Genomic DNA, 15,124 nt, shown 5'->3' on the forward strand with positions numbered 1-15,124 from the left:
ACCCCCTTCGTCAGCTAAGGGCGCACCTCGACCCGTGTGCCTAGACGGGCCATCTGATATATTTCGCTCATGTCACTGTTGTAGAGGGCGATACATCCGTCCGTCCAATCCCCGTGAGCCCCTCCCCCGTGGATGTAAATTCCTCCTCCGAGGGGTGTGTCCCACGGTGGTTGCAATAGTCGGTCCAGGGCCAAGATAATGTCACGATACTGAGTCGGAGAAATCAAACCCGCCGCAAAGGCTTGTTCGGCATGTCGCTGCGAGGGATAGGACAGGGCCAGGGATTTGAAGAATCGGCTTCGCGGATTCTTGAAGCAGATAAAAAAGCTGCCTTCCGGTGTCCTTCCATCGCCTTCACACTTCTTGTCCCCTTTTGGGTTCTTGCCTAAGCCGATGGGATAATTGCGGACCAGGACATCGCCATCCATCACATACAAGCGCCGTTTGTCCTTGTAGATGTAAAGCTCGGCCGATCGCACTTCCTCGGTGGGTCTAAGATAGTCGATGCGCACAGGCTTGAGATCTTCAAAGGGCCGAGAGCGCTCCTGGGCCGTCTTATCCACTTCCTGAGCGCTCGTGCTTTCCAACTGTCCCTGAGGTGACGGACTCTGAAAGGTGCACCCAGCCGCTACCATAGCCAACCACAGCCAAAGCATCCAAGATCCATGACGCTTTGCTTCGGTGCAGCGCAGCCTACCTACCCTCAGGGACCTTTTCATCGTGACGACCCTGTCCCCCTTTAACTCCCTTGCGCCTCAGGATCCAGCCCGCACCGTGCCGCTGGACACATCGACGATCTGGGGGTTGATGAAAATCAGCAGTTCGTTCTTTTCCATGCGTACAGACTTGGACTTGAACAAATGCCCTAGCACAGGCACTTTGTGAACGCCGGGCGTTCGACTCTCCGAATCGGACTCATTTTCTTCGATGATGCCGCCAATAACCACCGTGGCTCCGTCATCCACCAGCAATTCCGTGTCCACCTTGCGACTGTCGATGGCCGGAGGTTGGCCTGGGATGACCTGCGTGAAATTGGGAGCCTCTTTCTTGGCTTGTATTTGCAGCCGAATGCGCCCATCGGGGGTCACATGAGGTGTGACGGCCAACTCCAGGGTGGCGTCCTTGAACTCCGTGGAAATACCATCTTGGCTTTGTGCCTGGTAGGGAATCTGAGTTCCCTGAGAAATGGTGGCCTTCACGTGGTTCATGGTCAGAACGCGAGGCGCCGAAATGATTTTTCCCCGTCCCGCTTGTTCGGCGGCAAGGAGGCGCAAGTCCAGGTTCCACAAAGTGGTGCCCACAAGTTTTCCCACAGTGAGGCTCGCTGTGGATGTGGCGGTCACGGGGTGGTTCACGGCGTAGCGCGTGTCCACTTGATGGTCGGTTGTTTTAGTTAACGAAAATCCCCATTGCACGCCCAGGTCCCGCGATGCCGTGGTGTTGAGCTGTACGATGCGTGCTTCAATAAGCACTTGTTTGGTGGGAATGTCAAGACGTCCGATGATCCCCCGGGCCGCAGCGATGCGGGCCGGATAATCGGTGTACAAAATGATTCCGGTGCGTTGATCCACACTGATCTTCCCATCGTCACTCTTGATTTCGGAAATCTTTGCAGCAATTTCCGCGGGATTGGCGTAGTTGATCTGCAGGTAAGCCGTGTCCAGTTCCCCAAGATCCTTTTGGGTTCGCAGCAACTGCTGTTCGATCTTGAGCCGCTCTTCGCGCTCTTTCATTTCCTGCTTGAGTTTTTCTTGCTTGGCAATGCGAATGACGCCGCCGACTTCTTCATGACCCAGCCGGTTCATCATCAGGACCATGTCCAGGACCTGGTCCCATGGAATATTTTCCACCTTCAGCGTTACCTTGCCGCTGACATCCGGTTCCACCACGATGTTCATGCCGCTCACATCGGCCAGAAGCCGAAGCACGTTGCTGAGATCGGCATCCTGCAGATCCAAACTGATGGGCTTGCCCCGGTAAGTTTTTTCAAATAGGGCTCCACTGGAATCCATCCCTGCAGGCCAAGCGCCGGCACTTACGGAATGCGTTCCCGCTTCAAATGATGACGCGTGCTGCCGAGTTACCCTCGAGCTCACAGCCGCTTTCGAGGGCGTTTTCCCCAAAGCCTCTAACGGGTAGAGGCGCACCACCAAACGGTCCCCCTGGATGGCGCTTTCCAGTCTTTCCAGGCCTGAGGCCATTCGGCCGGAAATGAAAAACCCGCCTCGACCATCCGTTGTCACCTTCATGGAACCAACGCGCTTGGATGCCGTGGGGACAGTTCCGAATCCCAGGGAGGTCTCCACGCCTTCCAAGACGATGGAAAAACCTGCGTCTCCCTGCCGCACGGTGCGATGATGAAGAGGAGGCTTATTGGTGATCACCACGACCTCTGTGCGATCCGGAAAATCTTCGGCCTGTACTCCAAAAACCCTGACTCTGTCCCCATCCGAGGCGGGAGCTTGCGCTGGGGAGGACGCCGCCGTCGGAGCTTGGGCCACCGCCCCGCTCACCAGGAACACGGTGGTGACCATAAAGGCGGCAACGGTCCTGATGAGACGACTCGAGCAATTCCAAAGCTTCATGATCCCCCGTCCTATCTTTTGAGTCTTCAGCCGATCCGCTCGCCCTCACCTCCACCGTGGGCCTTGGACCACCTACCTTCCCTCGGTATCATTTCTTCTTGGCTGCCGGTTTCTTTCTCTCATGCTCTTCCAAGAACCTGTATGTGGAAAATTGACAGGAAACCTGAACCGAAGAATCATTACGCCGCTTCAAAGCCAAATTGTCCACCTGAATGATGCGCCCCAATCGACTGATTCTGTCAAGAAACAACCCCAGTTGATGGTAGCGCCCCACGAGATCCAAACGCACGGGAATCGTCGCGTGGAATTCGTGCGGGACTTCGGGCAGAGGCTGAAACAGCAAATTTTCCAGACCTTCTTGGGCCCCGATCTGTGAGACCGTCTCTAACAGTGCCGGAATCTCCCTCTGGTCAGGAAGCACCTTGAGCATGCTGGCAAATTCTTCTTCCGCTTTGCGCACTTCTTGCGCCAGTTTTTCGGATTCCGAAGCGTATTTTTTTAGAGTGGCCAGGCGCTTTTCTTGACTTTGAATGCTGGCCCGAAGCTGCTGCATGCGCTTGTTTTGAGGGGCATACTGGAAATAATAGAAGGCCGCGGCCAGGGCCAACACCGTGATAACGAGCACCAGCACGCGCTGGACCACAGGCAGTTCGTCAACCTTTGCCTCGATGGTTTCTATGGGAAAAGACACCTTTTTCATGCCGGACTCCGAAGGCTCAGCCTTGAGGCTTTGCCTGAAACGTCGTCTGTGGCGAAGGCTTCTGCGCTTCCTCTGAACCCTGGCCCTTGTCCTTGTGCGCCAGGGATTCCTTGACGCGCGAATAGGGCACCATCCTCCACGTCAACCGATATTCCCTGAGCTTGCGCTGCCCCACGGACGTCTGCCTCGAATGGGCCAACACCACACTGCCGCGCATCACAAAGGGGGATTCCTCGAGATTTCTCATGAACTCCGCCACACTCTCATTGCTCAAAGCAATTCCGGCAACGTCGACCTTATCACCAGTGATCGTCACCGTCTCGAACCACACCTTATCCACCGGAACCCACAGGCTCAAAAGAGCCAGGACTCGAGCCATTCGGTCCCTGTCCTTTTCAAGGCCTTGAATGATTTCTTTTTTCTTCTCAATAATTTCCTTTTGCTTTGTGAGGTCCTGAAGAATCTTTTCGTACTTGGCGTACTTGGCGGCCTCTGCCTTGAGTTCCGACTCTCTGCGCTGCAGGGTCTCGATGGTGCGGGTTTGGTTGGACCATAGAAACGCAATGGCCAACCCCGTCACCACCACACACAGCACGTAGCCGATCAGGTACTGGCGGGCAGTGGTTCGAATCGGCTTTTTTTCCGCAGGCAGAAGGTTGATGCGGATCATTTGTCCCCTGCTCTCCTGAGTGCGAGTCCAAGGCCGATGGTCATCTGAGGGCCGATCTGTTCCAGGTAGGACGCATCAAACCGACCCGCATCCACCTCCAGGTGCTGCAAGGGGTTGCACACCTCGCTGGGAACCCCCAATTCGGCCTCCACGAATTTTTCCAGGCCGGAAATTCTAGCCGACCCACCGCTTAGGTAAATCTTGTGCAGTTTGGCTTCGGGGAAATGGCTGAAGAAAAAGTCCAGAGCTCTCTTGACGTCCGTGGTCCATTCGGTGAGCGTCTCCACAAAAGCCTTTTCCAGTCGGGCTCGATCCACATTTTCGATACCCAGTCCCAGCTTGATGCGCTCGGCGTTGTCCTCCGGCGTCTCAAGTTCCTGGGCTATACGATGGGTGATGCTGTATCCCCCGAAGGTCACGTCTCTTGTGAAAAGAGGGCGTCCCGCCTGTACGATGGTCATTGTGGTCTTGGACGCGCCGATATCCATCAAGGCGATGTTTTCGTCGGCAAAAATTCCGTACGTCGCCTCAAAGGCGTTGCTCAAGGCAAAATAGTCCACATCGATGACCACGGGATCAAAACCCGCCGTGCGCAGCATCGCGACATAGGCAGACACCGCCTCCTTTTTGGCGGCCACGAGAAGCACATCCATGAACTTTGCGCGACTTTTAGAAACATCTAGAATCTCGTAGTCCACGTTGACTTCGTCCAGTTGATACGGCACATACTGGGCAATTTCCTGGCGCAATCGAACACCCAAATCTTCTTCGGTCATGGTGGGCATTTCGATTTTCTTGATCATGACTTCGTAACCTGAAATGGAGGCGGCAATGGGACCCGGCTTGATTTTCAAATTCGTGGCCAATTTGCGCAGTGTCTCGACGACCATTTCCGGCCGCTGAATGCGCCCTTCTGAGACGGCTTCACGGGGGATCAGAGCCATGCCTATGTTCACCAACCTGTGCCCGGCTTTTCCCTCGGCGAGCTCGACCATCTTGACGGCATACGATCCCACGTCGACGCCAACCAAAGCTTTTTGTTTTCGGAACATGCGCCTCGCGGCCCCCTGTACACTTTGGCGTTGACACTCACCGTTTTTTGTTATTTACCATCAAGCCTTTCCGGCACACAAACAGAAAGCATCTCTCCATGGTATATCGGCACAATCGGAGGCGGCATTGAGTGCTTTTTCAGGACCAGAATCCGCAAAAGCGAGAAAAAAGAGCACCGTTCGAGAATACACAGAAGCCATTCTAATTGCGGTTCTTCTGGCTTTTTTCATTCGGGCTTTCATCGTTCAGGCCTTCAAGATTCCCTCGGGATCCATGATGACCACACTGCTCATCGGGGACCACATCCTCGTGAGCAAATTCCGCTATGGCATCAAACTGCCCATCGTGGATAGGAACCTCATCGACTGGGATCACCCCCGCCGAGGGGATATCATCGTCTTTAAGTACCCCCAGGACCCATCCAAAGACTTTATCAAAAGGGTCATTGCCGTCCCAGGGGATGTGATTCTCATAAAGGACAAAACCGTTTTTATCAACGAAAAACCTCTGCAGGAACCCTACGTTCGTTTCACGGACACCAGAATCTTGCCCGCATCTGTGAGTCCTCGAGATAACTTGGGGCCGCTGGTGGTTCCCGAACATAGCTATTTTGTCATGGGGGACAACCGAGACGAAAGCTACGACAGCCGGTTTTGGGGCTTCGTGGACGCATCGGTGGTCAAGGGAAAAGCCTTTGTCATTTATTGGTCTTGGAACAAAAACGGGCAGTTCACTCTTGATCCTGACCGAAGTTTCCTTCGCTGGAATCGACTGGGACATCTTGTCCGATAGAAAGCCCACGGTCAGTCATTGGATCGGCAACATTTTCGGGCATAGGCAGGAATTGTTGATATGGCACCGCGGCAACCACGCCATCATGTACCCCAGCTCGTTGCCTGGATAGCTCAAAGCATTCGTGACGCCCAAGCCCAAGGGGTCGTCCTTGGCATAAGCGGCGGCATCGATTCCGCCGTCTGCGCCGCTCTGGCTAAAAAAGCCTTGGGAGACAACGTGCTCGGCCTCATTCTTCCCTGTCACACTCTTCCGGAAGATGTTCAGGACGCCCGCAGCGTCTGCCATCACTTGGCTGTGGCCCATGAAGAAATCGATCTGAGCGACGCCTTCGATCAGCTGGCCCGCCTTTTGGGTTCGCAAAACCCAAAGTTGCTGGGAAACCTCAAGGCAAGACTGCGCATGGCGGTGCTCTATCACCGGGCTGCCGAACTTGGCTATTTGGTCATGGGGACCAGCAACCGCAGTGAATGGGAAGTGGGCTATTTCACCAAATATGGGGACGGAGCGGCAGACATTCAACCCATCGTGCATTTGCTCAAGAAAGATGTGCAACGGCTGGCTCGTGCCCTGAAACTGCCTAAGCCAATTCTGACCAAACCGCCGTCCGCCGGCCTGTGGCCAGGCCAAACAGATGAAGAGGAATTGGGCTTCACCTACAAGCAGCTGGACAGCTTTTTGAGCGGGCAACACCGTTCGGTTCCATCCTCGGTGCGAAAACGCATCGAGAAGCTTCGAGCTCTCACGGCCCACAAGAGGCGCCCACCCCTTCGGTTTTTTGAGGAAACCGTGGAGCCGTACCCTGAACAAAGGTCCTCAGCCCTGGAACCCAGTCCTGCCGACAGAAGCGTTGAGGCCTTAACCGTCATCAGCAAGGCCATCACGTCAGACCAATACCTGGAAGATATTCTTCGCCTGATCGTGATGGTCACCGCCCAGGCGATGAATTCCAGTGTGTGTTCCCTGTGGCTTTTGGACGAACAAGAACGGGTCCTGCGGCTTCGAGCCACTCAGGCCATCAATCCGGAATACGTAAAGGATCGCGTGCTCAAGGTGGGTGAGGGCGTTGTGGGCAAGGTGGTGGTGGAAAACAAACCCCACATTGCTTTCAATGTTCTTGAAGACCCCTACTTCAAAGAGAAGGATCTGGCCAGGCACCTTGGGCTGGTGTCCCTGCTGAGCATGCCCATGCGCGTCAAGGACCGCGTCATCGGCGTCATCAACTGCTACACTTCTTACCCGCACCGGTTTACGCAGTTGGAAATGAATGTCCTGACCGCCGTGGCCAATCAGGCTGCCGTGGCCATCGAAAATACCGAACTTATGGTCAAGTCGAAAGTCATTCAGGAGGAGCTGGAAAAACGAAAGATCATCGAAAAAGCCAAAGACATTCTTATCTCTCGACTGAACCTGAGCGGTGAAGACGCCTATCGCTGGCTGCAAAAAAAGAGTATGGACACGCGAAAATCCATGAGAGAAGTGGCCGAGGCCGTCTTGCTCACTCTAGAGAGTTGACCAGTCCGTCGTACACCGTCCTTGGAAAAATTCTTCGCCGTAAAGCAACACCTCCTGCCTTTCAGCCTCGTAGCCGCGCAATTCCTCGGCCCAGCCCTTTTCCAAGGCCATGATGGGTCCGTCGTTTTCCAAAAATTCGCGAATGCGAGGATCCCCCGTAAGAATATCAATGGGCCGATGCCGCGTCTCGTATTCATATGGCGGATCCAGCCATTGAAAAGCCTCTCGGTGCACTCGAAGGACGGCCTGAAGAAAAGCCAGCCCGAACCGGTAAGGGCAAAAAACCCGCGCGTCCGTGACGTGCAGGTGAAAGCCTCGGCACAGCTGCCCGCGCCACTTGTCGAAGGTCGGCTCAAAGGCCACGGGGCGCAGAACAATTCCCTGAAGGGCCCAAGGAGCCAAGGCTGCGTGCACCGCGTCCGGGTCCAGGTATGGGGCGCCCACCACCTGAAACGGTAGGGTGGTTCCCCGGCCTTCACTCACGTTGGTCCCTTCCAGCAAAACCATTCCGGGGTAGAGCAGCGCGGATTCCCACGAAGGCATGTTGGGTGAAGGAAAGATCCAGGAACGTCCCGTATCCGGCCATAGATCTCTTCGCGCCCACCCCTGAACTGGGACCACTCTGACCATTTCCGACCGGCCTTTCTTTTGAGCCACCCATAGGGCCAGTTCTCCCAGTGTCAGCCCGTGGCGCATGGGCAAAGAATAACGGCCGACAAAGGACCGATAAGCGGGCCGAACAAGATTGCCCTCCACGCGATCCCCACCGATGGGATTGGGCCGATCCAATACCACCACGGGCTTGGAACGTCGGCAAAAAGCCTCCACACACAGCCCCACCGTGGTTCCGTAAGTGTAGACGCGCGTCCCCACGTCCTGCAGGTCGACGACAAGGACATCGATAGCCTTCAGCATCGCCTCGGTGGGCTCTCGCGTCTCTCCGTAAAGACTGAAGATGGGAACCTGGTAAACCCTGTGGCGACTGTGTCCGGATTCCACCATATTGGCTTGTTTTTCCGCGTAAAATCCGTGCTGGGGCGAAAACAAAGCGCTCACGCGGGCGCCGCGCGACATGAGCGCGTCGACCACGTGGACAAAATCGGCGGTGACCGACGCGTGATTGGTCAAGATACCGAGGCGTTTCTCGAAAACCCACTGCGGCAGATTTTCCAAGAACACGTCACATCCGAATCGAGACGGCATGGCCTTCGGTTCTGACGCCATCATGGACCCTTGTTGTCCTTGTTTCGAGCCAACCGGTCCAGGACCTTGGGGTAGTAGACCTGGTGTTCTTCCAGCAAGGGCGAAACACGGCGCATGGTGTTCAATTTCATGATCAAGTAATTGAGCTTCTTCATCTGGTGGTATTTTTCTTGCGTGTCTTGAATCCCCGATAGCAGTTCTTCGGTGGTGCGGATTTCTTTGCGCAGCTCCAGTTCCGGAGGAAGACAATCGGCGTTCTTGAGAATTTTGTAGGCAATGCGCAAATCCGCAGGAAGATGGCTGTCGTCTTCCAGGGTGAGGGGCTTTCCCGCGCCGGGCAGGTTGTCAAATTCCCCTCGCTCCATGGCTTCCTGAATCCTCTGTTCCGCAATTTTTTCAAAAATAGTAAAAAGGTTGCTCATGGTGTGCCCCTTTGCGGCGGCATGGTGTGTTCAGAAAACGGAGGTGCTTTGCGGTGGCCCATTGGAATCTCAAGCAGGTCTGGCCGGCAGAAGAGCCTTTCCCCGAATCGGTGAGAGGCGGAGCACAGCTGTGGATTTTGGGGGCCGGCCGTTTCGGTCGCCTGGCCATGGAACGCCTGCTCAAGGGCGACATCAACCAGGCTGTGGTCGTGGACGCGGATCGCCAGCGTTTGATGGACATTCCCGAAGAAAGTCCCGTCATTCGGGTTCGCGGAGATATTTTTGTCTTTCTTTCCAACCAGGACCTGGTGGACCACCAATGGATCATTCCCGCCGTTCCGGTCCACGTGGCGTATGGCTGGATTCTGATGGAATTGAGCAAGAAGGGAGTGGCGCGCCGCCTTGCGGTGCCCACGGTCGTGGACGCTCAGGTGCCCCATCCCATTCGCACCCCGTCCGGCACGGTGTATGCCAGCCATGCCACCTTCCGATGCCCCGACGACTGTCCGGAACCCGAAGACCATTGCACCATCACAAAGAAGCCCCGTCCAGAAAAACTTTATCAAACCCTTCAAAACCTCTCCATCCCCACCTTCGGCACGGTGGTCATTCAAAGCCGCCAATTAGCCCCAGGCGTCGGCGGATACACCGGCGCACAGCTTAAGGAAGCACTTGGAGCCATTGAGGCCTCCCCTGGAGCTTACTGTGTGGCCACCAGCTGCTCCTGTCATGCGGTGATCGACGCCCTGTTGTGGGAGGGCTCTGCGTGATCCGAGGCTTCATTCCTTGAGCCGCTGTCGTGCTTCAAGGCGCAGCGTTCTAGCTGGTTCAGGTACATATGCAAGCAGTCTTCTGGACGCACACCGTGGCGTCGGGCCATGGCCACCAGTGCCAGAAGGCTTTGAGCTACCCACTGGCTGACCTGCGCCCGATTGAGATGCTCCCCCTCCGTCAAATGATTCATCGCTTCATATAGCACGGATTCTTCGTTGATCGCAGGCAGGCCAAAGAGCTCAGGACTCTTGAGTCTGGCAAGAAGCCGTGAAGCTCGAACGAGAGCCGGAAGGGATGCGGGAACGCCAAGGCTCGAAAATGGGCGGGCCTTTTTCTCCTTTTCTTTGATTTTTTCCCAGTTCATTCGCACATCGTCGGTGGAATTCACCGTGGCGTCGCCAAAAACATGAGGGTGCCGCCGTATCATCTTTTCGGCAATCCCATCACAGACAGATTCCAAAGTGCATTGGCCGGCTTCCTCATAGAGGTGGATCATAAAAAGCACCATGAACAGAAGATCGCCCAGTTCCTCGGCAACCTCATCCACCGAGCCCGCTCGAACGGCCGCGGCCGCTTCATGGGCTTCTTCCACCAGGTAGGTCTGTACCGTTTCCGGGGTTTGTTGCCGGTCCCACGGACACCCGTTTTCTCCCCGAAGCCGGCCGATGATGCTCCAAAGGCGTTGCACCTTGTTCCAGCGTTCCTTCGATTTACATGGATCTTGATTTGGGCTCGTTATCTTCACCGTGTTTTTTCTCCAATATCACGCCCGGCGGCGTGATGTTTTTTCCAGGTGAACGTCTTGGCAGGATCTTCAGCCGCTCGCGGAAACTCTTGGGCGTTGCGTCCACCAGGAGCCGCGTGGCTTCCTGCGCATAGGGGATGAGTCGGGAATGCTTAAGAAGCTTATGGTCGGGTGGCATGAGCAGGGTCAAAATCCACACCATCAGAAGCATGCCCAAACCGCCCTTGACCAGCCCCAGGGCTCCGCCGACCATTCGATCCGTGCCGCCTAACCCTCCACGTCGAAGCCCATGAGAGATCCAAGCCCCGGCCAGGGCGATAAGAAACCATGTGAGGAAAAACAGAAGGGCGGCAGCCATGGCCGTGGAATGCGGTAGAGACGGAAAACTGGTTGCAAGCCGATTGCCCAGAGCCGCCCCAAAACGGTGGGCCACGAAAAAACCCGCCACAAAACCCGCTATACCAAAAAGCTGGGAGACGGCGCCTCGCCATAGGCCTCGTAGCACGGAAAAGATGACCACGACAATCAGCACGCCGTCCACCATGTTCATGGTTTTCATCTCCCGCCAGGGCCCTCCCTCATCGCCGACCCATGCTACCCTGTCGACAAGGCAAACCATAGTCCATTTCGCCCAGGGGGTTCAACGGGTTTTCACTATGCGCGCCGTTGAAGAATTCATTGTCAGAATGTGCGGCGAATGGTATCTGAAACATGTGGTGGGCTTGCCCACAACATCTTTTAGGAAAGGACGAGTTATTGTTGACCTCCCGTGTTCAAGACTCCGTTGCCAGCTCTCGGATTAAGGTCTTCACCGATCCGTCCGTGCTTCGGGACCTGGCGGGGGAACGCAACAGTCATCTAAAGGTTATTGAAAAACAGTTGGATGTGCGACTTCACGTTCGTGGCACGCAGGTGACCATCACGGGCGATAAAGCACATGTGGCTCTGGCGGAGCGCGTGCTGGATGAACTGGAGGCCTTGCTGCGCAAAGGCTACCCGCTCTATGCCTCGGATGTGCTCTACGCCGTCAGAATCCTCAGCGACAAGCCTCAAAGCCACTTGGAAGACATTTTTCTCGACAAAGTCTTTGTCACATCCAGCAAACGCGTCATCACGCCCAAGAGCCTGAAGCAGAAGGAATACATCGAAGCGATTCGAACCCACGACATTGTCTTCGGCATTGGTCCTGCCGGCACGGGCAAGACCTATCTGGCCATGGCCATGGCGGTATCGGCCCTTATGGCAGATCAAGTTCGGCGCATCATTTTGGTGCGGCCCGCTGTGGAAGCGGGTGAGAAACTGGGATTTCTTCCCGGGGATCTGGCCGAAAAGGTTAACCCGTACTTGAGGCCTCTTTACGATGCGCTGCACGACATGATGGACTTTGAAAAGGCCTCCAGGCTTCTGTCGCGCGGCACCATCGAAGTGGCTCCTCTGGCCTTCATGCGTGGTCGTACCCTGAACGAGGCCTTCGTCATTTTGGATGAAGCTCAAAATACGACCACGGAACAGATGAAAATGTTCCTGACGCGCCTCGGTTTGGGCTCCAAAGCCGTGATCACCGGCGACGTCACCCAAATCGATTTACCCGAAAACAAGCCGTCCGGCCTCATCGAAGCCATGGAGCTCCTGCAGGGCATTCGAGGCCTTCATTTCATCTTCTTTTCCCATGTGGATGTAGTCCGTCACCGCCTCGTTCAGGACATCATCGAAGCCTACGAAAATGCCGAATCCAGGGTCCTGTCCAGAAAATCCCCCGACTCTCAATAGGCGGCCCCTATGGAACGAGACAAGAGTTTCGACAGTCGTCGCCTGAATTCGGAGACCTTGGGCGGGCGGTTCAGGATGCCGCAAGGGTGGAAAAACCCTGAACATGCCAAGGTGCTTTTGGTGGTGGTGTTTTCTCTGGCGGCCGCCCTGTTGATCACCCCTACCTTTTTGAAGCGCCCTCCGGCTTATCGCATTGGCGACGTGGCGACCCACGATATCAAGGCGGATCGGGACTTCCTTATGCTGGACCAGGAGGCGACCAAACAAAAAAGGCAATCGGCTCGTCAGGACGCCCCCCTCATTTTCGATCTTCACGAAAAGGCGGCCCAAATCGCAGTCCTTCGACTCTCACGGGCATTCAAGACCACGCGCGGCGCCCTTCATGACGCTCTTCTTCAGGAAACCAATGGCCTCATGCCGGACCACCGGGTTCGGCTTTCGGCGCGGTCTTCCAGCACGCAAAAAGAAGGGGGCGAGCCTCGCATACCGTCCTTTCGAGCCGCCTTTGAAGAAGCCTTGGGATTTTCCGTTCCGGAAAACATTTACTTGATCTTGGCCGGCGAACACTTTTCACCGTCTTTGGAAGAACGTGTCATCGGCTGGCTTCACATCATTTTTGAAGAAGGCATTCTTCCCGATGCGGGGGATCCGGACCTGGTGGCCCTACAATCAATGCAACCGGCCCGAAGATCGGTTCAGGTGCGCATGATTCCGTCGCTTCGAGAACGAACGGTTGTCTCGCTCAGCCATTTCATGGACATTCATCGGGCTCGAGAAAAGGCCACAACGCGCATTCTTCAGCAGGAAGGCGACATTCAATCGGCACGGGCCATCGCGTATCTTTGCGCCCAGCTTTTGGAACCCAATCTGTTTTTCAATCGGCTGGAAACCCAACGGGCAGAGAGTGCCGCTGCGGAAGCCGTCAAGCCGGTGTATGTGCAGATCAAGAAAAACGAAATGATCATTCGCGATGGCCAGAAGCTTGCCGAGGAAGATCTGCACAAGCTCGAAGCCTACGCCTCAGCTCTACCCAAGAAACGTGCTCTGTCCGCCTTTTGGGCCATCTGGCTGTTTTCGGCCTTGTTTTTGGCCGTGCTGTGGCACATGCTTTCCCTACGCATTCCTTCGGTACGTCTGGATTTTCATGATTATGTGTTTCTTGCCAGCGTGCTCCTCGTCGTCTTGGTGCTGTGCCGAACCGCCGACTGGCTCAGCGCCTCAGTGGGCTCACAACCCGGCTATTTTAATCAGCGGAGCTTTCTTTACGCGGTTCCCATTGCGGCGGGAGCCATGCTGGCCAGTATCTTTTTTGGGCTCACCACGGCCGTCTTCTTTTCCCTGGCCGTCAGTGTCTTTGCGGCACTCCTGTGCGGCAACGATTTTCAGGTGTTTGTCTTTGCCCTTTTGGGGTCCCTCGTGGGAAGCTACGGGGTCAACCCGTGTCGAAACCGGCTGGTTCCCATCCGGGCAGGCCTGCTCACAGGGGCCACCAACGCGGCGTGCCTTACCCTTTTCGCCTTGTTTCAAGAACACGGATCATCCGTGGCCGTTTTGGTGAATGCCTTTTTGGGGTTCATGGGCGGCATTGTTTCCGGAGTCCTTGCCACAGGATTCACCCCCTTGGCCGAACTTCTCTTCGGCTACACCACGGACATTCGGCTTCTAGAACTGGCCAGCATGGACCAGCCTCTTTTGCAGGAACTCATGATTCAAGCCCCGGGCACCTATCACCACAGCCTGATTGTGGGCAACATGACGGAAGCCGCGGCCAAGTCCATCGGAGCCAATTCTCTGCTTGCCAAGGTAGCGGGCTATTATCACGACATTGGCAAGATCAAGAAGCCTTTGTATTTCATCGAAAACCAGTTTGACGCAGAAAACCGGCATGAAAAACTGGCCCCGTCCATGAGCAGCCTCATTCTCATCTCCCACGTCAAAGACGGCGTGGAATTGGCTCGCAAGCACCGGCTGGGAAAACCTATCATTGACATTATTCGCCAACACCACGGCAAGAGTCTCATTTCGTACTTTTATCAGAAAGCCATGGAGGCACGGGAAAAGACCAAGACATCCAAAGGGGCGGAACTGCCTCCCATCAACATCGACGATTATCGATATCCCGGCCCGAAGCCGCAAACCAAGGAAGCTGGCTTGGTGATGCTGGCCGATATGGTGGAAGCCGCCTGCCGGTCTCTAAGTGAACCGACACCGGCGCGCATTCAAGGCATGGTCAGCCGCCTGATCAACAGCGCCTTCACCGACGGGCAGCTGGATGAATGCGAACTGACCCTCAAGGATCTGCACCAGATCGCCAAGCACTTCCATCAAATTCTGGCCACGGTGCATCACAAACGCATTGAATATCCCGCACAGGCAAGTTCAACAAAGGGCAAACCCAATGGCACAGATTCACATCAGCGAGAAGTGCGACCGGATAAAGATCGACCTGGAACGGCTGCAGCAAGTGGCCGAACGGATCTTAAACGCCTTGGACTGCAGTGATGGAGAACTGAGCCTCGTCGTGACCGATGACGAGGAAATGGCCGATTTGAACCAAAGGTTTCGGGGGGTTGGTGAACCCACCGATGTTTTGTCCTTTCCCATGAGGGAAGGCGAGTTTGGGGACATTGCGCCTCACATGTTAGGGGACGTGGTCATCAGCATGGACACGGCCCAAGTCATGGCACAAACGGCCCGGTGCACGTTGGATGAGGTCCTGGATCTTCTTCTCATTCACGGCATCCTTCATCTGCTGGGTCACGACCATGGCGAGCCCGAGGAGGCGCGAACCATGGAAGCCCTGACCTTGCAGCTCCTGAAAACGCTCGGGCACGAACCCGCCCGTTTTTCCTGGTATCGAACGGATTTTGGCAATGAGACAAAGGAGGCGTAGGA

Annotated in this window: 15 protein-coding genes; 6 read left to right on the forward strand and 9 right to left on the reverse strand. The window is 55.6% G+C overall.

What is annotated here, in order from left to right:
• Nucleotides 1-14 precede the first annotated feature (14 nt).
• The 5 genes from EDC27_RS01480 to pilM form a co-directional block, all read right to left on the reverse strand.
• Entirely contained in the window at nucleotides 15-656 is a 642-nt protein-coding gene (locus EDC27_RS01480; RefSeq protein WP_245994148.1) for a L,D-transpeptidase family protein, read from the reverse strand.
• 99 nt (nucleotides 657-755) lie between these two features.
• Nucleotides 756-2,585 carry a type IV pilus secretin PilQ gene (locus EDC27_RS01485; RefSeq protein ID WP_123288844.1) on the reverse strand — a complete coding sequence of 610 codons (1,830 nt, stop codon included), beginning with the start codon at nucleotides 2,583-2,585 and terminating at the stop codon, nucleotides 756-758.
• Nucleotides 2,586-2,673: 88 nt separating this feature from the next.
• On the reverse strand, nucleotides 2,674-3,285 hold the full coding sequence (locus EDC27_RS01490; RefSeq protein ID WP_123288845.1) for a type IV pilus inner membrane component PilO: 612 nt from the start codon (nucleotides 3,283-3,285) through the stop codon (nucleotides 2,674-2,676).
• 16 nt (nucleotides 3,286-3,301) lie between these two features.
• A complete protein-coding gene (locus EDC27_RS01495) occupies nucleotides 3,302-3,955 on the reverse strand; it encodes a PilN domain-containing protein (RefSeq protein WP_123288846.1) in 654 nt (217 codons plus the stop codon).
• The gene (pilM, locus tag EDC27_RS01500; RefSeq protein WP_123288847.1) at nucleotides 3,952-5,007 is read right to left on the reverse strand and encodes a type IV pilus assembly protein PilM; all 1,056 of its coding nucleotides are present in this window, start codon (nucleotides 5,005-5,007) and stop codon (nucleotides 3,952-3,954) included. Before pilM ends, EDC27_RS01495 begins: the two co-directional genes overlap by 4 nt.
• A gap of 127 nt (nucleotides 5,008-5,134) precedes the next feature.
• Here pilM and lepB point away from each other — a divergent pair, with 127 nt between their 5' ends.
• Together lepB and nadE are read left to right on the forward strand one after the other, a co-directional pair.
• The gene (gene lepB, locus EDC27_RS01505) at nucleotides 5,135-5,800 is read left to right on the forward strand and encodes a signal peptidase I (protein WP_123288848.1); all 666 of its coding nucleotides are present in this window, start codon (nucleotides 5,135-5,137) and stop codon (nucleotides 5,798-5,800) included.
• A gap of 60 nt (nucleotides 5,801-5,860) precedes the next feature.
• Nucleotides 5,861-7,315, forward strand: a complete 1,455-nt coding sequence (gene nadE / locus EDC27_RS01510; RefSeq protein WP_123288849.1) for an NAD(+) synthase — start codon at nucleotides 5,861-5,863, stop codon at nucleotides 7,313-7,315.
• On the opposite strand, the gene EDC27_RS01515 is transcribed toward nadE, so the two are convergent.
• Complete coding sequence (locus tag EDC27_RS01515; RefSeq protein WP_211334733.1) at nucleotides 7,304-8,542, reverse strand: exo-beta-N-acetylmuramidase NamZ family protein; 1,239 nt, start codon at nucleotides 8,540-8,542, stop codon at nucleotides 7,304-7,306. The genes nadE and EDC27_RS01515 overlap by 12 nt on opposite strands.
• Nucleotides 8,539-8,940 carry a DnaJ family domain-containing protein gene (locus EDC27_RS01520; RefSeq protein ID WP_123288850.1) on the reverse strand — a complete coding sequence of 134 codons (402 nt, stop codon included), beginning with the start codon at nucleotides 8,938-8,940 and terminating at the stop codon, nucleotides 8,539-8,541. The genes EDC27_RS01515 and EDC27_RS01520 overlap by 4 nt, the downstream gene beginning before the upstream one ends.
• Before the next feature lie 53 nt (nucleotides 8,941-8,993).
• Here EDC27_RS01520 and EDC27_RS01525 point away from each other — a divergent pair, with 53 nt between their 5' ends.
• Entirely contained in the window at nucleotides 8,994-9,710 is a 717-nt protein-coding gene (locus EDC27_RS01525) for a potassium transporter (RefSeq protein ID WP_123288851.1), read from the forward strand.
• Here the strand turns inward: EDC27_RS01525 and EDC27_RS01530 are convergent.
• Both EDC27_RS01530 and EDC27_RS01535 read right to left on the reverse strand, forming a co-directional pair.
• On the reverse strand, nucleotides 9,668-10,402 hold the full coding sequence (locus EDC27_RS01530) for a MazG family protein (protein ID WP_170161505.1): 735 nt from the start codon (nucleotides 10,400-10,402) through the stop codon (nucleotides 9,668-9,670). The two genes, EDC27_RS01525 and EDC27_RS01530, sit on opposite strands and share 43 nt — an antisense overlap.
• A 22-nt stretch (nucleotides 10,403-10,424) precedes the next feature.
• Entirely contained in the window at nucleotides 10,425-11,018 is a 594-nt protein-coding gene (locus EDC27_RS01535) for a CvpA family protein (protein WP_170161506.1), read from the reverse strand.
• Nucleotides 11,019-11,215: 197 nt separating this feature from the next.
• On the opposite strand from EDC27_RS01535, the gene EDC27_RS01540 reads away from it, so the two are divergent.
• The 3 genes from EDC27_RS01540 to ybeY are packed head-to-tail and all read left to right on the forward strand — an operon-like array spanning nucleotide 11,216 to nucleotide 15,122.
• Complete coding sequence (locus EDC27_RS01540; protein WP_245994151.1) at nucleotides 11,216-12,229, forward strand: PhoH family protein; 1,014 nt, start codon at nucleotides 11,216-11,218, stop codon at nucleotides 12,227-12,229.
• A 9-nt stretch (nucleotides 12,230-12,238) separates the two neighbouring features.
• Entirely contained in the window at nucleotides 12,239-14,731 is a 2,493-nt protein-coding gene (locus tag EDC27_RS01545) for an HD family phosphohydrolase (protein ID WP_123288855.1), read from the forward strand.
• The gene (ybeY, locus tag EDC27_RS01550; protein WP_211334734.1) at nucleotides 14,694-15,122 is read left to right on the forward strand and encodes an rRNA maturation RNase YbeY; all 429 of its coding nucleotides are present in this window, start codon (nucleotides 14,694-14,696) and stop codon (nucleotides 15,120-15,122) included. Before EDC27_RS01545 ends, ybeY begins: the two co-directional genes overlap by 38 nt.
• Nucleotides 15,123-15,124: the final 2 nt, after the last annotated feature.

The sequence above is a fragment of the Desulfosoma caldarium genome, assembly GCF_003751385.1.
In the GTDB taxonomy this organism is placed as follows: domain Bacteria; phylum Desulfobacterota; class Syntrophobacteria; order Syntrophobacterales; family DSM-9756; genus Desulfosoma; species Desulfosoma caldarium.